The sequence below is a fragment of the Hansschlegelia plantiphila genome (genome assembly GCF_027922265.1).
GTDB classification, from domain to species: Bacteria; Pseudomonadota; Alphaproteobacteria; order Rhizobiales; family Methylopilaceae; genus Methylopila; species Methylopila plantiphila.
Genome location: NZ_BSFI01000023.1, coordinates 266,191 through 288,807, shown reverse-complemented (window position 1 = coordinate 288,807; position 22,617 = coordinate 266,191). Strand labels below are relative to the sequence as shown.

Here is a 22,617-nt window from a genome sequence, read left to right as displayed (position 1 = left end):
ATGGCGGCCTCGACCCCGCCGTCCCCTTCGGAGGCTACAAGGCCAGCGGATACGGACGCGAATCCGGACTCCACCACGTCGACGCATACCTCGAAACAAAAGCCGTCGTCATGAAACTCGCTTAAACGCGAGGGGCTCCAGGTCTCGGCTCCAGCGCCCCGCTCATCGGAGCGCTGGGGCCGGTCTCACGGATCGCCAGAACCGCATGATGGCGACGTCCGCTATCGCAGAAAGGCCGCCGGCGGAATGAAGCGGCGCACCGCGACGGCGATGCCGAGCGCGCAGACGGCGAGCACCGTAAAGGCCGACTGAATTCCAAACGCATTCGCGGCGAAGCCGATGAGCGGGGGACCGAACAGGCCTCCGCCATAGGCCATGGTGACCGCCATCGCGACGCCTGCCGCCGGCGCGACGCCCGGCAATCTCGCGGACGAGGAAAACAGCACCGGAACGACGTTCGCCATCGTAAAGCCTGCAATCGCGAAGCCCGTCAGCGTGATCCAGGACGCCGACGACGCCGCGACGATCATGAGCCCGAGCGCTCCACCGAAGCCCGAAAGCCGGACCGCGCCGAGGGGGCCGACACGGGCCACCATCCAGTCGCCGCTCAGACGGCCGACCGCCATCGCGGCGGAGAAGGCCGCAAGGCCGAAAGCCGCGAATGCGGGCGATGCGCCGGTCGCCTGAATCATGAGGACCGCGCCCCAGTCGATCACGCCGAGTTCGATGACGAAGGCCGCGATGGTCAGCGCTCCGACGCCGAGCACGGCCAAGGTCGGAAGCCGGAAGATCTGCGTGTCCCCCGGCTTCTGACCGGCGACGCCTGGCAGCGCCATGTGCGGCGCGGCTGCGGCTGTCAGAGCCAGAAGCGCCCCGGACGACAAGATCAGTCCCGTCAGCGGCCCAAGCCCGAGCCAGATCAGCGCGGCCCCGAAAGCCGAGCCCGTGAGCGCGCCGATGCTGAAAAACGCATGGATCGAGGACATGATCGGACGCGCGAGCGCCTTCTCCACCATCGCGGCGTGAGAATTCATCGAGACGTCGAGGACGCCGAACGCGGCGCCGAGCAGAAACGCAGCGCCGGTCAAGGAGGCGAAGGAGGGCGCGAGCGGCGGCCCGCACAGCGCTATGGCGAACATGACGCTCGCGGTCGTGAGCGCGCGCGTCGGCCCGAGTCTCGGAATGAGAAGCCCCGCCAACGGCATGCCCGCGATGCATCCGACTGCGACGCCCATCAGCACGACGCCCAATCCGGCTTCGTCCAACGCCAGGCTCGCCTTTATCAACGGTATGTTGGCGGCCCAGACCCCCAACCCGGCCCCGCCGACGAAGAAGGAGGAGGCCACCGCGACGCGCGCGAAATGCAGTCGCCGTCGGTGCGCCCCGCCGTCGGAGGGTTCACGCCGGCTTCTGCGGCGGGTCCGCCCACTGTGGTCGGGAGATCCAGCTCTGCGGGGCATCGGGCGATGGCGTCCTACATCTCCGCCGGGCCCGAGGACTGGCCCGACAGAATCGAAAGGCGGCCCTGCGCCTCGGGGAGAAGCGCAGAGCCGCCCGTCCGCTCGAGCGAGTGTCGCTGAGCGTTACTTCAACTTGCTGAGCGAGGTGTCGAACGAGATGCTCGCGACGAAGCGATCGCCGCACCAGCCGCGCGCGCCGGCGTAGCCCACGCATTCGTTCTTGCTCAGGTTGCTCCCGCCGTAGCGCAAGTCGATTGTCGCGGCCTTATAGGTCATGCCGACGCCGACGTTCCAGAGCAGGTAGCTCGGAACGTTGAACCCGTCATTCGTCGTGCCGACGTACTGGCGGCCGAACTCGCCGGACGTATAAAATCCGAGATCAGGATTGTTGGTGAAGTTCGGCACCGTGACCTTGGCCGAAGCGGTTGTGTAAAGCGCCTTGGCGCCGGAATTCGCGAAGTCCGTCGTCGCCAGCACGGTGCCGGTGAGCTGCAGCCAATCGCCGATCATGACGCTCGGCTTCGTATAGACCTCGTAGTAGTCGGTCTGGTAGCTCCGCTCGCCCGGGTACCAGTACCAATATGCGCCGGCGTCGAAGGTGAACGCCCCGAAGGTGTGGCGGACGCCGCCATAGAGATCGATCTCGGACGACGGATCGCTCAGGCCGAGGCGGGCGGGGAACGACACGTTCGACGACCAGATGCCGGCGTACACCCAATCGAACGCCTGCAGTTCGACGTAGCCCTGGATCGCAGGCTTGCCCCGCGAGTTGGTGACGCTGCGCGTCAGGTAGTCGGTCGCGAGCTTCACGCCGAAGGCGACGTCGAGCGGCATGGTCACCGCCTCCGCCACGGCGACTTCAGGCATATCGGCCGCCCAAGCCGGCGCCGTCAGTGAAAAACTGGCGAGCGCAGCGGCCAGCCCGATGGATGCAAACCCCGTTTTCATTATTCAGTTCCCGAGTTGAACGCTTGAAGATGGGGCGATCTTTCAGAGAAATAAGACAAAAGTCCATGATCTGTCAGATCATTTATTTCATAGTTCAATCATGTGTTGCAATAAGACATCACGAAACCAATATTGAATGCATAATTACAGCTAGAAATATCTAACTGTTCAACAGACCTGAAAAATATAATGGCTTTTTATACGACAGCACTTCGCAGACCGGCAATTGCGGCGGCCTGCGAGGCATTGCGTCGTCGTCGGGCGTGGCTGGGCTCGAAGCGTTCTCCGTTGCGTGCCCAACAGGACCGCAACGGCCGTGCCACCACGGCACGTCATCGGTATCTTCATTAAAATCAATGACTTATAGTGACATACGCTCTCGCGCCGCGGCTCAGACCGGAGAGACTGTCTCTGTTCTGCGACTGCAACGGCGGAGAATTGAGATGTTTAAATCGATAGACGCCGCGGCAGGCGCAGTCATTCCACTGTCGGAAGCGCGCCGACCACCCGCAGCGACAATCCTTCATAGGCGTCCAGGCGGATGCTGAAGCGTCCATCGGACGAAAGATCGCCTTCGACCCGCTCGTTGATCATGTCCACGACCGGGCCGGGTTCGACGTTCTGGAGAACGACAGTCTCATCCACGGGCTCGGGTCCGAAATTCAGCGCCGTTATCTGGACGCCACGGCCCGCCGGCAGATCGTGGACCATCAGCAGAAGAGACGGGGCCAGAACGTCGGGTATCGCGCGCTGGCGGCTCGACGCGACCCCGTAAGCCTGACGGACGGCGAGCAGGCGCTTGAGCTGGCTTGCGAACGAGTTCGGGTTTTCGAGCTGCTCGGGCAGCGGGCCGTAAAGCGTCGACGCCCGCGGCAATCCCTCGCCGGACGCCTCCGCCTCCGGGTCGCAGCCGATCAGATCGTAGGATCCGCGCTCGATCCAGCGCGTGTCGCCTTCGCCCATCAAGTGCTCCACCGCAGACGGCGGAAGCGTGAGAGCCCCAACCATGTCCCAGCCCGACAGAGCGAACACTCCCGGCTGAAACGCGTTGTACATGACGAGCAGCAGGTGAATGCGCTGGATCAGCGCCTTGTCGTCGTCCGTGAGCGCCTGCAGATCGCGCAGGCCGAGAGCGGCTGCGATCATCGAGACGGTGGTGCAGGCCACGCCGTTGGTGACGAAGCGCAGATTGTAGGGCGCATGTTCTCCGGAAAGGCGCTCGTACATCTCCGCGCGGATATGCTCGCGCAGGATCGATCCCGGCCAGCTCTGCCCCTTGAAGAGGTAGACGTCATTGGCGTGCAGGGTCCAGAAGTGGACGAGTTCGAGCGTCAACTCGTCGTGGTTCTGCAGGGCATGGATCAGAGAGGCGGGATCGATCCCGAACTCGTGGACCATCCGCAGCATCATCCGCAGAAACTCGGTGTCTCCCGTCGCCAGCGCATGGTGATAGGCGGGCCGGGTGATGAAATCGTAGGAGAGGTCCGCCCCGCCCTTGGACATCGCCGCGATGTCGTCGACGGTGAGGTTCAGCTCCTGAAAGCTGAAGGCCCCAGCCTTGCGCACCGCTCCGGCGACGAGCTGATTGCCGACCACAGAGAGCGGATGGCTCTCCGACCATGCGGGCTCGTGGCCCGCCCTGCGCTCCGCTCCGAGAAACCCGTTCGCGTCGAGCCTCAGGCCCCCCGCGCCGAGCGTGTCGATCGAATGGAGCGCGTCGCCCACCACCATGATCTGGGCCGCGAAGCTCGGGTCCAGCCAGTTCAGGCTGGGCTGTCCCCCCTTGAAGTAGTGAAGATAGACCCAGCGGCGGCGAACGCCGTCGACGCCCTCCACGATTCCGGTCGCGCTCCAGTCGGTCTCCTTCACGCCCGGCTCGAAGAAGATCACGCGCTGGAGCTGGCCGATCAGGTAGCCCTTCTCCTTCAACAGATCGACGGTCGCTGCGGGAAGGTTCGCCGCGTCGCGCCCTTCCAGAAGGTCGGGCAGCACGCCCCAGTCCTCCTCCCGGATCTCCACCATGTGGTAAAGGCCGGGGTAGTCCTGATGACCCATCTCGGCGAGCCGGAAGTCGGCGCCCTTTCCGGTATGGGCGGGCACTACGTCGTCGATCACCACGCAGTTGTGCGCCGCCGCCATCCGGCTCATCGCGACGAAATCCGCCTGCGTGCCGAACTTGTCGTCTATCTCGAAGCTCGACCGGTCGAAATTACCGTCGATCGAAGGCGTTCGGTCGCGGCCCTGCAGACCGCCGGCCTGCTTCATCGGTCCAGTGTGAATTCCCTGAACCCCGATCGCCGAGAGCACGCTCCAGAGGCGTTCGTCGCCCAGGGCCTGGAGCACCGACTGGCCGGGCGCCGTGATGACGGCCGCAGGATACGCCGTGAACCACACCGATGCGCGCGCGATCGCCGCTCGGGGGCGGGCTTCGGCGTAAGGTCGCTGCCACATCCGGCCGTGGCCGGAATAGCGCCGCGCCGCCATCTTGGCGTTGTAAAGCATGGACTGTTCGACGAGCCAGCCGACGTAATCCTGGTCCTTGTCGCTCAACTCTCGCGTTCTCCTGTTGCTCTTCTGAAACCTGCGACGCCCGCTTCATCCCGGTCACCTAGCGTCGCGCTGTCGGCGGCCCATGCGGCCAACTGCGCGCTCCCCGACCGTCGCCATCGCCCATGGGGATTTGAGAGGGACCGGATTTTGCTTCCGGCGCGCCGACCCTTCGCAGGCGGACCGTGGGTTCCGTTCGTCACGGCGAAGCTTCCAAAGGAGCGCGCGTGTTCGATTACATCGTCATCGGCGGAGGCTCCGCCGGCTGCGTCGTGGCCGCCCGCCTGTCGGAGGACGCCGACATATCCGTCCTCCTCCTCGAAGAAGGGCCGAGGGACGCATCGCCTGTCCTTCGTATCCCGGGCATGGTCTACAAGGCCGCGACGGGCCCGATGCTGCAGCGCATCGCATGGGAGCCGGAGAACGGCGCCGGCGGCGGAGCGGAGGCGCCGACCATGGTGCAGGCCCGGGTGCTCGGCGGGGGCAGCTCCGTCAACGGCATGGTCTACGTCCGGGGCATTCCTTCCGACTACGATGGGTGGCGCGCCGGCGGCGCGGAAGGATGGTCCTATGCCGACGTGCTGCCGTATTTCAGGCGCGCGGAGAGCAACGACACGTTCTCGGACGCGGCGCACGGCGTCGACGGACCGCTTTGGGTCTCCGCTCCCCAGGCGCCTCATCCGCTGACGAAGGCGTGGCTGCGGGCCTGTCAGGAGGCGGGCATCCCCTACACCGCCGACTTCAACGCCGGAGACCAGACGGGATGCGGGCTCTACCAGATCACCGCGCGTGGCGGCCGTCGCGCGAGCACCGCCGCCACTTATCTCAAACCCGCGCGGAGGCGGCGGAATCTCACAATTCTCACGGGCCGTCGCGTGACGCGCATCGTGGTCGAGAACGGACGGGCGGTCGGCGTGGAATATATCGAAGGCGGGCGCGCTGTCATTGCGCGGGCGGAGCGCGAGGTGGTGCTTTCGGCCGGCGCGATCAATTCGCCGCGCCTGTTGCTGACGTCCGGAATCGGCCCGGCTGATCATCTGCGCAAGGTCGGCGTTCCCGTCATCCACGACCTGCCGGGGGTCGGACGCGGGCTCCAGGACCATATGGACGTGTATCTCGTCTATGAGCTGAACGGCCCCCACAGCTACGACCGCTACAAGAAGGCCGGGTGGAAGGCGCTGGCGGGCCTGCAGTGGGCGTTGTTCGGCCGCGGGCCGCTCTGCTCGAACCTGATCGAGGGCGGCGCGTTCTGGTGGGGCCAGCGCTCGGATCCCCATCCCGACATCCAGTATCACTTCCTGCCGGGCACCGGCGTCGAGGAGGGCGTCGAACCCGTCGCGAGCGGCTATGGCTGCACTCTGAACATCTGTCAGACGAGGCCGCGCTCCCGCGGCTTCGTGGAGCTGCGCTCGGCCGACCCGTTCGAGGCCCCGCGCGTCGCGCCGAACTATCTCGCGGAGTCCTATGATCTCGACTGCATGGCGGAAGGCGTGCGCGTCGGTCAGGAAATCATGGCGCAGCCGGCGCTGGCGGGGCTTCTCCAGCGCGAGCAGCTTCCCGGCCGCCCGCTCAGGACGATCGACGACCGGCGCGCCTATGTGAAGCGGCGCGCCCAGGGCGCCCTGCATCCGACGGGAACCTGCCGCATCGGGGCCGACGACATGGCGGTCGTCGACGGCAGGCTCCGCATGCGCGGGCTGGCGGGCCTTCGGATCGCCGACGCCTCGGTGATGCCTTCGGTCCCCTCCGGAAACACCAATGCGGCGTCGATCATGGTGGGCGAGCGCGCGGCCGACTTCATCCGGGTCGGCCGCAACGACAGGCCGGGTGAAGGCCGGGTCTAGAACGCCGCCGGATCCGCCGCCTTCAGCTGCGATAGGCCGGCTCCTCCGCATCGAGCGTCCGCTTGATGCTTTCAAGGTGCAGGCGGCCGGACTCTGCGTCGCCGGCCCGCATCTGGCGATAGGACGCTTCGGCGATGGCGGCCGACACCGGAACGACCTTCCGGCCGGTCGAGAGCGCGAGCGTCTGCACCTCGCAGGCCCGCTCGAGATAATACAGGTCGTCCCACGCCTCGGCGATCGTCGGGCCGAGAACCATCACGCCGTGATGCTTCATGAAGACGATGTCGGCGTCGCCGATCGCATCGGCGATCCGGTCTCCCTCCCGCTCGTCCAGCGCCAGTCCGTTATAGTCCTCGTCGACGGCGGTCCGGCCGTAGAACTTGAGCGCAGTCTGCCCCGCGAAGATCAAGGGATCGCCTTCCGTCATCGAAAGCGCGGTGGCGTAAGGCATATGCGTGTGAAGCGCGACCCGCGCCCGGGGCGCCTTCTTGTGGATCCGCGCGTGAATGTAGAAGGCGGTCGCCTCCGGCTGACCTTCGCCCGACACGACCTTACCGGCGAAATCGCAGACCAGCAGCTTCGACGCGGTCAGTTCACGGAAGGCGTAGCCATAGGGATTGACGATGAACAGATCGTCGGACCCGGGCACGAGCGCCGAGAAATGGTTGCAGATGCCTTCCTCGAAGCCATAGCGCGCCGCCATTCTGAAGCATGCGGCGAGGTCGACCTTCGCGTCCCAGAACGCCTGGGAGTCCAGAACCGCGTAATTCGAGCCTGCGGACGCCGCATGCTCCGATGACGTTGCTTCGGAGATCGAATGAGCCAAGCGGATGTTCCTCAATCAGGCGGCCGAAGAGGCCGGCCTTAATGGTGCGTCGTCTTCCGCCGGATATCCGGCGGAGTCTCACGGAAGCAATATCTTCGTCTCGATGAGCAAAAGATGTGCCCGCTTCAAAAGCTCGGCGGGGTGCAGGCGCTTACAACCTCGCAAGGGGCGGGGCCGACGCAGCGGAAGCGATGCGGGCGCCGGCTCTCGAAGTAATAGGCGTCTCCCGGCCCCAGAATGCGGCGCTCGTCGTCGACCGACACCTCAAGGCGGCCCGATAGGATGATGCCGCCTTCCTCGCCCTCATGCGTCAGCGGAACGCGGCCCGAACTCGCTCCCGGCTCATAGCGCTCCTTGAGGATCTGAAGCGATCGCCCGCTAAGCGAACCGCCGACCTGACGGTAGGACACCTTGCCCCGGCCGATCTCGCTCAGTTCTTCGGCCTGGTAGAAGGCCTTCGGGGGGGCTGCGGGCGTGAGGGCGAAGAACTCGGACAGGCCGATGGGAACGCCGTCGAGAATTCTCTTCAGCGCTCCGACCGACGGATTGACGCCGTTCGATTCAATCAGGGAGATCGCGGAATTGGCGACGCCGGCCTTCTTCGCCAATGCGCGCTGCGAGAGTCCGCGAAGCCGCCGCACATAGCGAAGCCTGGCCCCCAGATCGACTTCCGCATCGCCCGCTCCGGAGCCGCGCATGTTCGTCATGTTTCCGATTCCATAATTTCTGCGGGACGATCGTTCGATTACAACAACTTACGGCCTGAAAGAAACAGGCTGGCTCGCAACCGCGAAACGTGGACGCTGACGGCCATTCACGGAGACCTAGTCATGACCATCGCCGTTTCGCCTCCCGCACTTCGCAATGCGCCAGACCTCGAAGCCTTTTGGATGCCGTTTACGGCGAACCGTCAGTTCAAGGCGGCGCCGCGCCTTCTGGGGTCGGCGAAGGGGATGTACTACACGACCGTGGACGGCGACCGGGTGCTCGACGGCACGGCCGGCCTGTGGTGCGTGAACGCCGGCCACGGCAGGGCCGAGATCGCCGAAGCGGTCGGGCGTCAGGTCTCGACGCTCGACTTCGCGCCCACGTTCCAGATGGGCCATCCGCTCGCCTTCGAGTTCGCGGAAAGGCTCGCGGCGATCTCCCCCGGCGGGCCTGAGGCCAAACTCGACCGGATCTTCTTCACCAATTCCGGGTCGGAGGCGGTCGACACCGCGCTCAAGATCGCGCTCGCCTACCAGCGGGCTATCGGTCAGGGCTCGCGCACCCGTCTCATCGGCCGCGAACGCGGCTATCACGGCGTAGGCTTCGGCGGCCTTTCGGTCGGCGGCATGGTCAACAACCGCCGCGTGTTCCCGACGCTGAACGGGACGGACCACCTGCGCCATACGCATGATCCGGCCAGGAACAGCTTCTGCGAGGGGCAGCCCGAGCACGGCGCGGAGCTCGCCGACGATCTCGAGCGGCTGGTCCAGCTTCATGGCGCCGAGACGATCGCCGCCGTGATCGTGGAGCCGGTCGCAGGGTCGACCGGCGTCCTGCTGCCGCCCAAGGGCTATCTCGAGCGGCTTCGCGCCATCGCATCCAAGCACGGCATCGTGCTGATCTTCGACGAGGTCATCTCGGGCTTCGGCCGGCTCGGGGCGCCGTTCGCCACCGATTATTTCGGGGTCGTTCCGGATATCGTCACCACGGCCAAGGGCGTCACCAACGGCGTCGTGCCGATGGGCGCCGTGTTCGCAAGCCGCGCCATCCACGACGCGATGATGACGGGGCCTGAGAACGTCATCGAACTGTTCCACGGCTACACCTATTCGGGCCATCCTCTGGCGTGCGCCGCAGGCATCGCGACGCTCGACATCTATGAAAAGGAAGGCCTGCTCACCCGTGGGGCGGAGCTCGCCGAGGGCTGGCGGAACGTCTGGCTCGCGCTGAAGGGCTCGCGGCATGTCGCGGACATCAGGACGATCGGACTGGTCGTCGGCGTCGAGCTCGCATCGCGTCCGGACGCTCCGGGCGCTCGCGGCTACGAGGCGTTCGTCGAATGCCTGAAGCGTGGTCTGCTGATCCGCGCCAGCGGCGATATCCTCGCGCTCTCGCCGCCGCTGATCGTCGAGACGGGCCAGATCGAGGAGATGGCTCGAATCTTCTCCAGCGTGATCGACGACCTCGCGTAAAATCCCGAACGGCGGAAACCTTGTTCCGCAGTCTTCGCGCCCCGCGGCGAGCTGTTCGCCGCGGGGCGCTGTTCTATGCGCTCCCACCCGTCGCGACCGCGCCGCGCTCCGATGACGCGCCGCACTGAGACTCACTGCGACGGGGTCTCAAATATCTCCTGGCTCGCCCGCGTTCGCTGGGTCGAATTCCCTCTGGAATGAGGGAAATTACGCTGGTGGCACACCTCTTGCCACCCCTGCTGCAACGCGGCGGCCTGGCAGGTCGATCGTTCGAGCTCAGGGGAAATAGCATGACCGATGTGAAGGACCTGCTCCCGTTCGGGACCGCCAATATTCTCAACAACGACGTCCTGAGCCGGCGCAGTTTCATGGGCTCCGCGCTCGCCCTCGGCGCCGGCGCGGCCCTCGGCTCGTTCACCGGCTTCAGCCCCGCGAAAGCGGCGGTCGGCGGCGACCTCAAGATCATGGCCTGGGAAGGCTTCACGCTCGAGAACGAGCTCAAGGCCTGGCGCGAGAAGAACGGCGTCCAGGTCGACGCCGCGATCATCAGCACCCAGGACGACGTGCATTCGAAGTTCATCGGCGGCGGCGCGGTGCGGCTCGACCTCGCCGAATACTCTCAAGGGTTCGAGCGCTTCTACGTCGACGAGCTCAAGATCGTTAAGCCGATCGACATCGCCAAGGTCCCCAACTTCACGCCCGAGAACATCCAGCCGCAGTTCTATCAGGCGCCGACCTGGTATTTCGAAGGCGAGTATCACGCGATCCCGTGGGTCTGGGGGCTGAACGCGCTCGTCTACAACCCGAAGATGACCAAGCCGATCAAGTCCTACAAGGACCTGCTGGCGCCGGAGATGAAGGGCAAGCTCACCTTCTGCGACGACACCATCGCGACCTGGCCGATGATCGCGCGCCTCGCCGGGTTCGGACCGAAATTCCCCAATCTGACCAAGGACGAGATGAAGACGGCGTTCGAGGGGCTCGGCCCGTATCGAGACCAGTGCCGCGTCTTCGCCTCGTCCAACGGCGACACGATTTCCCTGTTCGCGTCGGGCGAAATCGCCGCCTGCTTCTCGGTCTGGAGCGGAACGCCGGTCGAGACGGCCAAGCGCGGCGTCGAGACGGTGTACGCCGTGCCTGAGGAAGGCGCGGTGATGTGGTGCGACGCATGGTTCATGCCGAAGACCTCGGTCAACACCGACACGGCGCATGCCTTCATGAACCAGGCGATCTCGCCCGAGGTTCAGGCCGCCGTGTGCAAGGCCGTCACGGGCGGCTCCGTCAACAAGCACGCGCCCGCTCTGATGGACGCCGACACCAAGGCGCTCTTCAACTACGCCGACCTTCCCGAGGTCTTCAGGAAATCTCCGCTTCAGGGCCAGCCGCCCCGCACCTCCGACAAATACGCCACCTACGACGAGTGGACGCAGGCCTGGGCCGACTTCAAGTCGTCGTTCTAAGGACGATCCGAAGCAGGACGGACAGATCTCATGGCGGCAGATGCAGTCGATCGAAAGAAGATCGTCGGCGCGGCGCTCGCGGCGCCGACCTTCCTCTTCCTGCTCGTTTTTTTCCTGATCCCGACCGGCTTGCTTTTCGTCTACAGCTTTTGGCTGGCGAAATCCTTCGCCCTCATCCCGGCGTTAAGCCTGGACAACTACACGCGCGCGCTCTCGTCCTGGGGGTTCTACGCGCTCACCTTGAGCGGGCTGAAAAACGGCTTCTGGACGGCGGCGTTCTCCGTCGTCCTCAGCTTTCCTGCGGCCTACTACATCGTCTATCGGACGCGCGGGAACCTGCTGTTCTACATCATCCTGGTGTCGTGGTTCTCGAGCTACCTCGTGCGCATCTATGCGTGGCGCGTAATCCTCGGCTCGAACGGACTGATCAACACCACGCTGATCCAGCTCGGCCTGATCTCGCAGCCGCTCGAGATCCTGCTGTTCAGCCCGTTCGCGACGATCCTGACGCTCGTCCACATCATGCTGCCCTTCACGCTGCTTCTGCTGGTGTCGTCGCTCCGCGACGTGAAGGCGGAGTACATCGAAGCCGCGAAGGACCTCGGCGCATCGCAGTTCGAGGTCTTCCGGAAGGTGATTCTGCCGATGTCGTACAAGGGGCTGGTCGGCGCATTCATGTTCACCTTCGTGCTCGCTGCGGGCGACTATGTGACTCCGCAGTTCCTGGGCGGGCGCGACGGCATGACCACCGGGATCATGATCTCCAATCAATTCCGCAGTTCCGGAAACTGGCCGTTCGGCGCGGCGATGGCGTTTCTTCTTCTGGCGACTTTTCTCGTCGTCTACTTCCTGTTCGTTCAGTTGCTGAACCTCCTCAAGCTCGCGCCGGGACGCAGGTTCCATGACTGAGGCGGCGCGTCCGCGGGCGGAGCGAGCGCCGAGATGTTGAGAGCCTACATCTGGATCTACGTCGCGTTTCTCTATGCGCCGATGGCGATCATCACGCTTTTCAGCTTCCACAGCTCGCCGTCGCTGACATTCCCGTTCGAAGGCTTCAGCCTGCGCTGGTACGAAAAGATCTTCAGCGACGCGAATTTCATGCATTCGCTGTGGAACAGCGTCATCGTGGGGGCGGCGGCGGCGGCCGTCACGACCGTGCTCGGATCGCTCGCGGCGCTCGGACTCGCCCGCATGAAGGGCAAGACGAAGGCGGTGTTCGGCCTGCTCGCCTTCGCGCCGGTGGGCCTGCCCGGGCTGTTTCTCGGCATCTCGCTCGTTATCCTCTACGCGCAGATCGGGCTGCCACGATCGCTGTTCACGATCGTCATCGCGCATGTTCTGTTCACGATCCCCTTCTTCATCGAGACGATGCGATCGCGGGTCGAGTATTTCGATCTTGGGCTTGAAGAAGCCGCGCGCGACCTCGGCGCCGGTCCGTTGCGGACATTCTGGCTCGTCACGCTGCCGATCATCGCCCCGACAATCGCCGGCGCCGCGATCCTCGCCTTCGCGCTCTCCTTCGACGAATTCATCATCACGGTCTTCGTCAGCGGCAACGAAACGACGCTGCCGCTGCTGATCTGGTCGATGATGCGCCGGGCCGTCAGCCCGGACATCAACGCGGCTTCGGTGCTCTCGCTCAGCCTATCGATCGGCCTGATCCTGATTGGCGGGCTGATCGTCTGGTATCAACGCCGCAAGGCGATCGGTTCTCGCGCTTGAAGGACAATCAGGCATGACCACGCCCCCCATCGTCGAACTCTACGGCGTGACCAAATCGTTCGGCGCCTTCACCGTGCTGAACGACATCGATCTCAAGATCGCCGACGGCGAAATACTGACGCTGCTCGGCCCGAGCGGGTGCGGGAAGACGACGCTGATGCGGATCGTCGCCGGCTTCGAGCAGTCCACGCATGGCCGGGTGTTGCTGCGGGGCGTCGACGTCTCCAACCAGCCGCCCGAACGTCGTCCGGTCAACATGGTGTTCCAGCGCTATGCTCTGTTCCCGCATCTCGACGTCTTCGACAACGTCGCGTTCGGCCTCCGGCTGAAGAAGAAGTCGAAGTCCGAGATCAAGAAGACCGTGACGCACATGCTTGAGCTCGTGCAGCTCGGAGAATATGCGAACCGCTGGATCACCGAGCTCTCGGGCGGACAGGCCCAGCGCGTCGCGCTCGCCCGCGCTTTGGTGAATGAGCCTTCGGTGCTGCTGCTCGACGAGCCGCTCGCGGCGCTCGATCTCAAGATCCGCCACCACATGCTCGCCGAGCTCAAGCGGATCCACGTCGAGACCGGCACCACCTTCATCTACGTCACGCATGATCAGGACGAGGCGACGATCCTGTCGGACCGCATCGTTCTGATGAACAAGGGCGCGATCGAGCAGATCGGAACGCCGGAGGAGATGTACGCCCGGCCGCAGTCGCTGTTCTGCGCGAAGTTCCTCGGCGAGACCAACATCCTGAGCGGCTCGGTGATTTCGGCGGAAGGCGACACGACCTATGTCGACATCGGCGCCGGCGCGGCCAAGGTCGCGATGAACGGCGTCCCCGTCGGGTCGCAGGTGTCGCTCGCGGTGCGGCCGGAGGCGATCCGTCTCGACAAGGTGCGTGAGGTCGCGGGCAAGGAGAACTTCAATTTCGTCGACGGCGTGATCCAGGACGTCGTCTTCATGGGAAGCCGGGTCGTCTACAATATCCGGACGCCGATCAACCTGATCAAATATCAGGAGACGCGCCCGGTGCATGGCATTTCGCTGGAGCGCGGCGACGAGGTCCGTGCGTCCTGGGCGGCGGATGCGGCGGTGCTTCTGACGCACTGAGCGCCGCCGGTCCGCCCCGGGGAGCGCCTCAGGCGTCGTTGACCGGGGCGCCTGACCGTCCGAGCGATGACGTCTCACGGTCTCATCCCCGCGCGCAGAATCTCAGTCAAGCTTCTCCGATAAAGCCATTCAATATCATCGACTTATTCGATGGCATGCGGTTTGCGGATTCGCCTCCGAGGATACCGCGGGGCGGCCAGGCCCGGCAGTTCGAATGAAGGGGCGCCTCGTCGGTCTCAGGCGAACGCCAATGGGGATAGGAAGCTATGAATCTCGGAATGTTCATGCAGCCGCTTCACGATCCGAAGCGCAGCACGACGGACATGCTCCACGAAGACCGTGCGGCCGTCCTGCTGGCCGACAAGCTCGGCTACTCGGAAGTCTGGGTCGGCGAGCACTATTCCTCGAGCATCGAGCCGATCGTCAATCCGCTCCAGTTCATGGCCTCCCTGATCCCGGTCACAGAGCAGATCAGGTTCGCAACCGGGGTGCTCGCCCTGCCGCAGCACCATCCCGCCAACATCGCCGGCGACGCGGCCCAGTTCGACCACCTGTCGAAGGGCCGCTTCATCATGGGCGTAGGGCCGGGCGGCCTCGCCAGCGACTTCGAGCTGTTCGACATCGGCGACAAGAACCGCGCCGAGATGCTCGCGGAGTCGGTTGAGATCATCCACAAGATCTGGGCTTCCGACGCGCCCTACAACATTCCGGGCAAGTACTGGAACGTCAAAATCGAGGATTCGGTGATGCCGAAGCTCGGCTTCGGGCCGATGCTGAAACCTTACCAGAAGCCCTACCCCGAAGTCGCGGTCTCGGCGATGACGCCGAACTCCGGCAGCGCCCGGCAGGCGGGCCAGCGCGGCTGGTCGGTCACTTCGGCGAACTTCATCCAGCCCTGCTGGGCGAAGTCGCACTGGGAGCAGTACGTCATCGGCTGCGAGAAGGCCGGGCGGCGCCCGAGCCGCCAGAACTGGCGCGTCGCCCGCTCCATCCTCGTCACGGAGACCGACGCGGAGGCGCGAGACTATCTGGCCGAGGAGGGCAACGCTTACGCCTGGTACTATGAATTCGTCCTTGATGACATGCGCGTCTACAACATTCTCCCGGTCCTCAAGCATGATCTGGCGATGTCGGACGACGACGTGACGCTGCAATACTGCATGGACACCATGATCATTTCAGGGTCGCCGAGCACGGTGCTCGATAAGCTCGTCGCGTTCGTCGATTATGTCGGCGGTCCGTTCGGAGCGCTGCTGTCGACCTTCAAGGAATGGGACAAGCCCGCCCTCCAGCAGAATTCGATGCGCCTGCTCGCCCTCGAGGTGATGCCGAAGCTGCGCGATTATTGCGCGACGAAGGCGGCCGCAGAGTAATCGTCCAGTCCAACCTACGCGCCCGGACCTTCGATAGGCCGGGCTCCTTCCGCAATGAAAAAGACACCGTCGACAAGGGTTTGAGTAATAATGTCTTCTGCTTCGGAAATTACGCGATACGACTCCAACGGCCGTCTTTCGAAGGTGGTCGTCCATAACGGCGTCGTCTACCTATCCGGCCTCACCGCCAAGGTGAAGACGCCGGACGCCAAGGCCCAGACGGCCGATATCCTCGCGCAGATCGACGGCTATCTGAAACAGGGCGGCTCCGACAAGTCGCGCCTGCTGCGCGTCAATATCTGGCTCCACGACATGGCGCATTTCGACGCCATGAACGAGGTCTGGGACGGCTGGGTCGACAAGGACGCCGCGCCGTCGCGCGCGACCGTCATGTCGCCGCTGGCCGGCGACGGGATCAACCTCGTCGAGATGATGGCGACCGCCGTCGTATGAACGCAGCGCCGTATCCGGGTCGTCCGACCCTCGCCGCCGACTATCAGGCGGCGAGACCGGACGAGGATCGGCCGGGCGGCCCCTTAGGCGGCGATCGTTCCTGGTGGTTCACGGATGCGGCGGCGGACAACAGGGCGGCCTTCGGGTCTCTCCGCGGCCCGAAACTCGTCGACGTGGCGATCGTCGGCGGCGGCTACACCGGCCTTTGGACCGCGATCGAGCTCCGACGGCGGCGACCCGATCTCACGGTCGCGCTGATCGAGCGCGACGTATGCGGGGCGGGCGCAAGCGGTAAGAACGCCGGCAAGGTCCACGGCTACTGGGCCGCGCTTCCCCACCTCGCCGATCTGCTCGGACCGGAGCAGGCCTGGTCAATGGCCCGGATGGGCTCCAGAGCTCAGGACGCCATTCGGAATTTCTCGCTGAGCGGCGGCCGGGACGTCTGGTGGCGGGAAGGCGGCGGTCTCAAGATATCCTGCGCGCCCGCGCAGGACCGAAGGATCGCGAGCCTCGCCGCGGCGATGACAAAGCTCGGCGCCGGCGGCATGGTCCGCGTTCTGTCCCCGGAGCAGGTCGCCGACTATTGCCGGTCGCCTGTTTTTCGGGGGGGCCTGTTCTACCGCGAGGAGGCGACGGTCCATCCGGCGAGACTCGCGATGGCGCTCCGCGACGCGGCCGTCGCCGCCGGCGTCGCAATCCATGAACGGACGCCCATGCTGCGCCTCGAGCGCGGCCGCCCGAACAGGATCGTCACGCCCGGCGGCGAACTCGCCGCCGCTTCGGTGGTGCTCGCGACGAACGTCGACCTTCTGGCGTTCCGACGCCTGAGGTCGCGGTTCATGGCGTTTTCCAGTTACGCGCTGATGACGGAACCCGCGGAAGGGACGCTCGACGCCGCGCGCTGGCGGCGCGATCACAGCATCACGGACGCGCGTTCGTTCCTGCACTATTTCCGACGCACCCCCGACGGACGCGTGCTGATGGGATCGGGCTCCGGACCGATCGCTTTTGGCGCGAACGTGGCCGCGCCTTCCGTCGTCCGGGACGCGAGCAGTCTCGATCGCACGGTCCGCGGCCTTCGGAGACTGCTTCCGAGCCATGACAAGGTCGCCGTCGCTTCGGCGTGGGGGGCGGCGATCGACGTGTCGTCCGACCGGCTGCCTTATGCGGGAACGTTGACTGGCGGCGGGGTCCACTACGCCTTCGGTTTTACCGGGCACGGCGTCAACCCGAGCTACATCATCGGCCAGTGCCTCGCGTCCCTGACGCTCGGCCAGAAAGATGACTGGACGCTCTCTCCGTTTTGCGCGCGCGCGCTTCCGCCGCTCCCGCCGGAACCGTTCCGCTATGTCGGAGGGGCGATCATCCGCAAGGCGACGCTGAGCTGCGAAGACGCCGAAGAGAGGGGCGCGCGAGGGTCCACGATCGCGCGCGCGCTGGCTGCGGCGCCGGCTCTGTTCAATCTGAGAATTGGAACCCGCTGAGGCGGCGTCAGGAAGAGTGATGATGAGCTGTGATTATATCGTCGTCGGCGGCGGCTCCGCCGGTTCGACCATCGCCTCCAGGCTGTCGGAAGACTCGAACGCCCAGGTCACGCTCTTCGAGTCCGGGCCCTCGGACAGCAGCCCGTTCATCCATATGCCCGTCACTTACTACAAGACCCAGCGCATGCTGCGGCGGATCCAGCTGGAGCCGCTCAAGCATCAGTTCGATGCGGCGCCGACCACGGGCCAGGCGAAGGTTCTCGGCGGCGGCAGCTCGGTCAACGCCATGGTCTACATCCGCGGAAACCCGCAGGATTACGATCGATGGGAAGCGTCCGGCGCCGAAGGCTGGGGGTACAAGGACGTCCTCAGATATTTCAAGAAGGCCGAGGCTAACGAGACCTTCGCTGGCGAAGCCCACGGGACGAGCGGTCCGCTGAGCGTATCCGACCAGCGTTACACGAGCCCGCTCACCAAGGAATGGCTGAAGGCCTGCCAGGAGGCGGGCCTTCCCTACAACCCCGACTTCAACTCCGGCGTCCAGGCCGGCTGCGGCCTCTATCAGGTGACGATGCGCAACGGCCGCCGCTGCAGCGCGGCGGTCGCCTATCTCAATCCCGCGCGGAAGCGGAAGAACCTGACGATCCTGACGGGAAAGCCCGTTATCCGCATCCTGATCGAGGGCGGCCGCGCGGTGGGGGTGCAGTATCGCGACGGGGGCGAACTCAAGACCCTTCGCGCCGAACGCGAGGTGGTGGTCAGCGCGGGCGCGATCGGCTCCCCCCGCCTGCTCCTGCTGTCCGGCGTCGGCCCCGCGAGCGACCTGAAGTCGGTCGGCGTCGACGTGAAGCATGACCTGCCCGGCGTCGGCCAGAACCTGCAGGACCACACCGACTGCTTCCTGATCTACGATCTGAACGCGGCGGTCAGCTACGACAAATACAAGAAGCTGCGCTGGCAGATGGTGGCCGGCCTCGAATACGCGCTGTTCCGCACCGGACCTGTGGCGTCCAACGTCTGCGAGGGCGGCGCGTTCTGGTGGGGAGACAAGTCCGATCCGCTGCCCGACCTGCAGTACCATTTCCTGGCGGGCGCCGGCGTCGAGGAAGGCGTCGATTCCACCCCCAGCGGCAACGGCGCCACGCTGAACGTCTATGGCTGCCGACCGCACTCCCGCGGCTCCGTCAGCCTGAGGTCGGCGGATCCCTCCGTCCCGCTCAAGCTCGACGCCGGCTATCTCTCCGACCAGCGCGACGTCGACGTCCTGATCGAGGGCGTGAAGGTGGGCGAGGACATCATGTCGAGGCCCTCGATCAGCAAATACATCAAGTCGATCCACCAGCCGAACAAGCCGCTGAAGACGCGCGCGGAGTATGACGAGTTCGTCCGGCGCTTCACGCAGGGCGCGCTGCATCTCTCGGGCGCGTGCAGGATGGGGTCCGACGAGATGGCGGTGGTCGATCCGCAGTTGCGCGTCAGGGGCCTCGAAGGGCTGCGCGTCGCGGATTCCTCGATCATGCCCTACGTGGTGTCCGGCAATCTGAACGGCCCCTCGATCATGATCGGCGAGCGCGCCTCCGACTTCATCCGCGGCAACCGGATCTGAGCGATGGCACAGCTTCGCGCCGCCGACGCGGACGTCGTGATCGTGGGCGCCGGGGCCGTCGGCCTGTGCGCGGCCCTTCATCTGCAGCGCGCGGGTCGCAGCGTGACGGTGCTCGATCCGCTCCCTCCAGGCCACGCCACGTCGTTCGGCAACGCCGGCCTCCTCAGCGCCGGCACCAACATGCCGGTCGCCCTCCCCGGCATCTGGCGCAAGGTGCCGAGCTGGCTTCTGGACCGCAAGGGACCGCTCGCCGTCGATTACGGATATCTGCCGACCGCAGCGCCCTGGCTGATGAAGTGGATCGCCGCCAGCGGAAAACGGACGGTCTATGGCGCCTCGGACGCCCTGCGGGCGCTGCACAGGGATACGCTGGCCCGCTACCGCGAATTGCTGGGGCCTGAGCACTTCGCGGACCTGATCCGAACCGAGGGAAGCGTCAACGTCTTCTACAACGACCGGCCGGGCCGCAACGAGCTGTTCATCCGCCACCTGATCGAGCGGCAGGGAATCGCGGTCGAAGCCCTCGGCCCCAGTGAGCTGAGGGAGCTCTATCCCGAGATCAGCCCGGCCGTTCAGCGCGCGCTGCTGTTCCCGGACAATGGATGGATCGTGAGCCCGGCGCGGCTCACCTCGACGCTCGCGGGCCTGCTGGTCTCGGCCGGCGGGCGGATCCTGCCGCGCAAGGCCATGAGGATCAAACCTCTCGAGCGGGGCTTCGAGCTCTTCACCAATCTCGGCGACCTGACCGCGAACGCCGTCGTGCTCGCCACCGGCGCCTGGACCTCGCGGTTGCTGTCGCCGCTCGGCGTCAAGCTTCCGCTCGAAACCGAGCGCGGTTACCACCTGATGCTGAAGGGCGCGAACATCTCCCCTCGCCTCCCGCTGTTGCTGCGCGACGGCGGCATGGCGATCACCCCGATGGAGGACGGGCTCCGCCTCGCCGGCACGGTCGAGATCGCGGGCCTCGATGCGCCGCCGAACGAGGAGCGCGCGCTGCAGCTGATGGATCGGGCGCGCGTCGTGTTCCCCTCGCTCGAAGCGTCCTCGCACAGCAAATGGCTGGGATTCCGCCCGTCGCTGCCGGACAGCGTGGCGGCGATCGGCGAGGCGCCGGGGATCCCGCAGCTGTTCGTCGCAGCGGGCCATGGCCACACCGGCATGGTGGGGGCGAGCGAAACGGGCAGGCTCGTTCGCGATCTTGTCCTCGGCGCGACGCCGATGATCGATCCTAAGCCATACAGTCTCCAGCGATTTGGACGAAACGTCGCCGATCGAAACGCAGCCTGAAGAAATCGCCGTCGGCCGGCCGATAGGTTCGCTCCGGCTGCCTCATGGCGACCCCGCGCTTGCAGCGACGCCCGGCTGGAAAGCTGGTCAATCGTTGAGCCGGCCCGATATGCTCCCCCAGCTACAACGATAACAGTCTGAGGGAGTGCGCCATGCCGTTTGGCCGAAATAGGCCCGGAAGCGTCCGGGATATCTGGCGGAGATCGATCGTCGTCGCAGGGCTCGCGGTCGTGGCGACATCAGCCGTCGCCGCCGGCGTCGTCGCGCTTCCCGAGGGATCGCCGTTTCCCGAAAGCGTCGCGGCGATCGCGGACGGGACGCTGTTCGTCAGCAGCATCACCAATGGCGGCGTCCTGCGCGTCGCGCCGGACGGGTCGACGCCGACCCCGTTCTTCAAGCCCGGCGAGCACGACACGCGCTCGACCTTCGGGGTGCTGGCCGACGAGAAGACCGGAACCCTCTGGGTGGCGTCCAACGACGCCTCCGCGATCGGCCTCAAGGGCCCGAGCGCCGTCGAGGGCGCATGGCTGCGCAGCTTCGACCTGAAGTCGGGCGCGCCCAAGGTCAGCGTCAGGCTTCCGGCGCCCGCGATCGCGAACGATTTCGCGATCGGCGAGGACGGCTCGGTCTATGTGACGAACACCGCGGGCCCGCAGATCTACCGATTGAAGCCCGACGCCAACGAGGTCGAGGTCTTCGTCCAGGACGACAGGCTGAAAGGCGGCCTTGACGGGATCGCGTTCGGCGAGGACGGCAATCTCTACGTCAACACCTATGTCGCGGGCGAAATGTTCCGCGTCGACGTCAAGATGGGAGTCGCCGGCAAGGTCACCAAGCTCAACACGTCTCGGCCGCTCACCCATCCCGACGGGCTGAAGCCCTTCAAGGACGGCTTCCTGATGGTCGAGGGCGGCGGCACGCTCGACCGCGTGACGGTCACCGGAGACGAGGCGAGGATCGACACCGTCAAGACGTTCGCGGGCCCGACCGGCGTCACGATCGCAGGAGACGCGGTCTGGGTCGCCGAGGGCCAGCTCTCCTACCTCAGCGATCCCGACAAGAAGGGCAAGACCCCGGACGGCTTCCGGCTGATCGCGACCCCTCTTCCAAAGGACTGACCGGTCTCGCCGCGGCGGGCGGCTCCGGTCCCCGCGGCGTCCCACTTTCAGTTCAACGACAACGCTTCGTGTCGCAGGGAGGGCATGCAACCGTTATATATGGACACGCACGACGAAATCGCGTTACGGCCCGGCTTGTGCGAGCCGCCGTCGCGCCCCCAGGACCGGTGAGGATGGTGGCCGCGGCTGCGTTGACCTATTGAACGCCGCATATCGGCAGGCGCCCTTCGCGCCGTCGGGAGGCCAAAGTGCTCGTTCGGCATCTCTCCTATTTCGTGACTCTCGCCCGCGAGAAGCATTTCGCGAAGGCGGCGGAAGCCTGCAACATCGCGCAGCCCACGCTTTCCGCGGCGATCCGGAAACTCGAGGAAGACCTCGATGCGCGTCTCGTCGTGCGCAAGCGCCGCTTCGTCGGGCTCACCGCCGAGGGAGAGAAGGTGCTGGCTTGGGGGCGACAGATCCTCACCGACTACAACAGCCTCAAGGACGATCTGTCCGGCGCTCGCGAAGGCCTGACCGGAGCCCTGAAGCTCGGCGTCATTCCAGCCGCCATGCCTGCGGTCTCATTTATCACCGCGCGGTTCAGCGCCGCCAATCCGACAGCGAGCGTCGAGGTGCACTCGATGAGCTCGCGCGCGATCCAGGACGGTCTCGACGCCTTCGAGCTCGACGGGGGGATGACCTATCTCGAGAACGAGCCATTGGAGCGGGTTCGCCGCCTGCCGCTCTATCAGGAGCGCTACGTCTTCGTGGCGCGCCGCGACCATCCCCTGGCCAAACGCACGAGCCTGACCTGGCGCGAAGCGGCGGAGGAGCGGCTCTGCCTGCTCAGCGAAGAGATGCAGAACCGGCGGATCGTGAACGCGGTGGCGTCGGCGATCGGCGTCGAGGTGAAGCCGGAGGTGATCAGCAACTCGTTCCTGGGCGTGTGCTCCCATCTTCGCCACGGCGAGTGGGCCGGAATCGTGCCGCACACATTCTTCTATGTGTTTCGCGCCGAACGCGACCTCGTTGCGATCGATCTGGTCGATCCCGTGCACACCCAGGCGATCGGTCTCGTCCTGTCCGACCGGGAGCCGCGTTCGCCGATGGCGGATGCGCTGCTCTCCTCCGCGCTGACCGTCGACCTAGAGACGGAGCTTGAGAACGCCCTGCGCGCCTCCGCTTGATCAATTCGGCCTATCAAAAGTTTCAAGACTTTCATTGGTAA

At 65.5% G+C, this 22,617-nt stretch carries 19 protein-coding genes; 14 read left to right on the top strand and 5 right to left on the bottom strand.

All coding sequences use genetic code 11. The features are described 5' to 3' along the window. Positions 1-125, top strand: a 125-nt coding sequence (locus PKE75_RS17810) for an aldehyde dehydrogenase family protein (RefSeq protein ID WP_271169169.1), incomplete at its 5' end; no start/stop codon positions are given. A 96-nt stretch (positions 126-221) separates the two neighbouring features. Here PKE75_RS17810 and PKE75_RS17805 read toward each other — a convergent pair. The 3 genes from PKE75_RS17805 to treS form a co-directional block, all read right to left on the bottom strand. Then, positions 222-1,346: an MFS transporter gene (locus tag PKE75_RS17805; RefSeq protein WP_346432722.1), complete on the bottom strand. Its 1,125-nt coding sequence runs from the start codon at positions 1,344-1,346 to the stop codon at positions 222-224. Positions 1,347-1,583: 237 nt separating this feature from the next. After that, positions 1,584-2,327, bottom strand: coding sequence for a TorF family putative porin (locus PKE75_RS17800; RefSeq protein ID WP_271170094.1), 744 nt, complete (start codon positions 2,325-2,327; stop codon positions 1,584-1,586). A 558-nt stretch (positions 2,328-2,885) separates the two neighbouring features. Further along, on the bottom strand, positions 2,886-4,958 hold the full coding sequence (treS, locus tag PKE75_RS17795) for a maltose alpha-D-glucosyltransferase (protein WP_271170093.1): 2,073 nt from the start codon (positions 4,956-4,958) through the stop codon (positions 2,886-2,888). A 224-nt stretch (positions 4,959-5,182) separates the two neighbouring features. Here treS and PKE75_RS17790 point away from each other — a divergent pair, with 224 nt between their 5' ends. Further along, the gene (locus tag PKE75_RS17790) at positions 5,183-6,799 is read left to right on the top strand and encodes a GMC family oxidoreductase (protein ID WP_271170092.1); all 1,617 of its coding nucleotides are present in this window, start codon (positions 5,183-5,185) and stop codon (positions 6,797-6,799) included. A 22-nt stretch (positions 6,800-6,821) separates the two neighbouring features. Here the strand turns inward: PKE75_RS17790 and PKE75_RS17785 are convergent, their stop codons facing one another. Both PKE75_RS17785 and PKE75_RS17780 read right to left on the bottom strand, forming a co-directional pair. Next, positions 6,822-7,625 carry an aldolase gene (locus PKE75_RS17785; protein WP_271170091.1) on the bottom strand — a complete coding sequence of 268 codons (804 nt, stop codon included), beginning with the start codon at positions 7,623-7,625 and terminating at the stop codon, positions 6,822-6,824. Positions 7,626-7,750: 125 nt separating this feature from the next. Next, positions 7,751-8,323 (bottom strand): cupin domain-containing protein, encoded by a 573-nt coding sequence (locus tag PKE75_RS17780; RefSeq protein WP_271170102.1) that lies wholly within the window; start codon positions 8,321-8,323, stop codon positions 7,751-7,753. A gap of 132 nt (positions 8,324-8,455) precedes the next feature. On the opposite strand from PKE75_RS17780, the gene aptA reads away from it, so the two are divergent. From aptA to PKE75_RS17720, 12 genes are all read left to right on the top strand, one after another. Continuing rightward, a complete protein-coding gene (aptA, locus tag PKE75_RS17775; protein WP_271170090.1) occupies positions 8,456-9,805 on the top strand; it encodes an omega-aminotransferase AptA in 1,350 nt (449 codons plus the stop codon). 290 nt (positions 9,806-10,095) lie between these two features. Beyond that, a complete protein-coding gene (locus tag PKE75_RS17770; protein WP_271170089.1) occupies positions 10,096-11,265 on the top strand; it encodes an ABC transporter substrate-binding protein in 1,170 nt (389 codons plus the stop codon). 30 nt (positions 11,266-11,295) lie between these two features. Then, positions 11,296-12,174: an ABC transporter permease gene (locus PKE75_RS17765; RefSeq protein ID WP_271170088.1), complete on the top strand. Its 879-nt coding sequence runs from the start codon at positions 11,296-11,298 to the stop codon at positions 12,172-12,174. Between the two features lie 33 nt (positions 12,175-12,207). Beyond that, positions 12,208-12,987: an ABC transporter permease gene (locus PKE75_RS17760; protein WP_271170087.1), complete on the top strand. Its 780-nt coding sequence runs from the start codon at positions 12,208-12,210 to the stop codon at positions 12,985-12,987. Between the two features lie 13 nt (positions 12,988-13,000). Then, the gene (locus tag PKE75_RS17755) at positions 13,001-14,086 is read left to right on the top strand and encodes an ABC transporter ATP-binding protein (protein ID WP_271170086.1); all 1,086 of its coding nucleotides are present in this window, start codon (positions 13,001-13,003) and stop codon (positions 14,084-14,086) included. A gap of 266 nt (positions 14,087-14,352) precedes the next feature. Beyond that, a complete protein-coding gene (locus PKE75_RS17750) occupies positions 14,353-15,459 on the top strand; it encodes an LLM class flavin-dependent oxidoreductase (RefSeq protein WP_271170085.1) in 1,107 nt (368 codons plus the stop codon). Between the two features lie 90 nt (positions 15,460-15,549). Beyond that, positions 15,550-15,912: a RidA family protein gene (locus tag PKE75_RS17745; protein WP_271170084.1), complete on the top strand. Its 363-nt coding sequence runs from the start codon at positions 15,550-15,552 to the stop codon at positions 15,910-15,912. Further along, the gene (locus tag PKE75_RS17740) at positions 15,909-17,396 is read left to right on the top strand and encodes an NAD(P)/FAD-dependent oxidoreductase (protein WP_271170083.1); all 1,488 of its coding nucleotides are present in this window, start codon (positions 15,909-15,911) and stop codon (positions 17,394-17,396) included. Before PKE75_RS17745 ends, PKE75_RS17740 begins: the two co-directional genes overlap by 4 nt. Positions 17,397-17,415: 19 nt before the next feature. After that, positions 17,416-19,002, top strand: coding sequence for a GMC family oxidoreductase (locus PKE75_RS17735; protein ID WP_271170082.1), 1,587 nt, complete (start codon positions 17,416-17,418; stop codon positions 19,000-19,002). A 3-nt stretch (positions 19,003-19,005) separates the two neighbouring features. Further along, positions 19,006-20,289: an NAD(P)/FAD-dependent oxidoreductase gene (locus tag PKE75_RS17730; RefSeq protein ID WP_271170081.1), complete on the top strand. Its 1,284-nt coding sequence runs from the start codon at positions 19,006-19,008 to the stop codon at positions 20,287-20,289. Positions 20,290-20,519: 230 nt separating this feature from the next. Further along, complete coding sequence (locus PKE75_RS17725; protein WP_271170080.1) at positions 20,520-21,407, top strand: Vgb family protein; 888 nt, start codon at positions 20,520-20,522, stop codon at positions 21,405-21,407. Between the two features lie 248 nt (positions 21,408-21,655). Further along, entirely contained in the window at positions 21,656-22,576 is a 921-nt protein-coding gene (locus PKE75_RS17720) for a LysR family transcriptional regulator (protein ID WP_271170079.1), read from the top strand. Positions 22,577-22,617: the final 41 nt, after the last annotated feature.

Excerpts from the sequence above, each read along its gene's own strand:
- PKE75_RS17765 (WP_271170088.1), top strand. The coding sequence starts at position 11,296 with ATGGCGGCAGATGCAGTCGATCGAAAGAAGATCGTCGGCGCGGCGCTC.
- PKE75_RS17735 (WP_271170082.1), top strand. The coding sequence starts at position 17,416 with ATGATGAGCTGTGATTATATCGTCGTCGGCGGCGGCTCCGCCGGTTCG.
- PKE75_RS17760 (WP_271170087.1), top strand. The coding sequence starts at position 12,208 with ATGTTGAGAGCCTACATCTGGATCTACGTCGCGTTTCTCTATGCGCCG.
- PKE75_RS17740 (WP_271170083.1), top strand. The coding sequence starts at position 15,909 with ATGAACGCAGCGCCGTATCCGGGTCGTCCGACCCTCGCCGCCGACTAT.
- PKE75_RS17780 (WP_271170102.1), bottom strand. The coding sequence starts at position 8,323 with ATGCGCGGCTCCGGAGCGGGCGATGCGGAAGTCGATCTGGGGGCCAGG.
- PKE75_RS17750 (WP_271170085.1), top strand. The coding sequence starts at position 14,353 with ATGAATCTCGGAATGTTCATGCAGCCGCTTCACGATCCGAAGCGCAGC.
- PKE75_RS17770 (WP_271170089.1), top strand. The coding sequence starts at position 10,096 with ATGACCGATGTGAAGGACCTGCTCCCGTTCGGGACCGCCAATATTCTC.
- PKE75_RS17745 (WP_271170084.1), top strand. The coding sequence starts at position 15,550 with ATGTCTTCTGCTTCGGAAATTACGCGATACGACTCCAACGGCCGTCTT.
- PKE75_RS17730 (WP_271170081.1), top strand. The coding sequence starts at position 19,006 with ATGGCACAGCTTCGCGCCGCCGACGCGGACGTCGTGATCGTGGGCGCC.
- PKE75_RS17800 (WP_271170094.1), bottom strand. The coding sequence starts at position 2,327 with ATGCCTGAAGTCGCCGTGGCGGAGGCGGTGACCATGCCGCTCGACGTC.
- PKE75_RS17755 (WP_271170086.1), top strand. The coding sequence starts at position 13,001 with ATGACCACGCCCCCCATCGTCGAACTCTACGGCGTGACCAAATCGTTC.
- aptA (WP_271170090.1), top strand. The coding sequence starts at position 8,456 with ATGACCATCGCCGTTTCGCCTCCCGCACTTCGCAATGCGCCAGACCTC.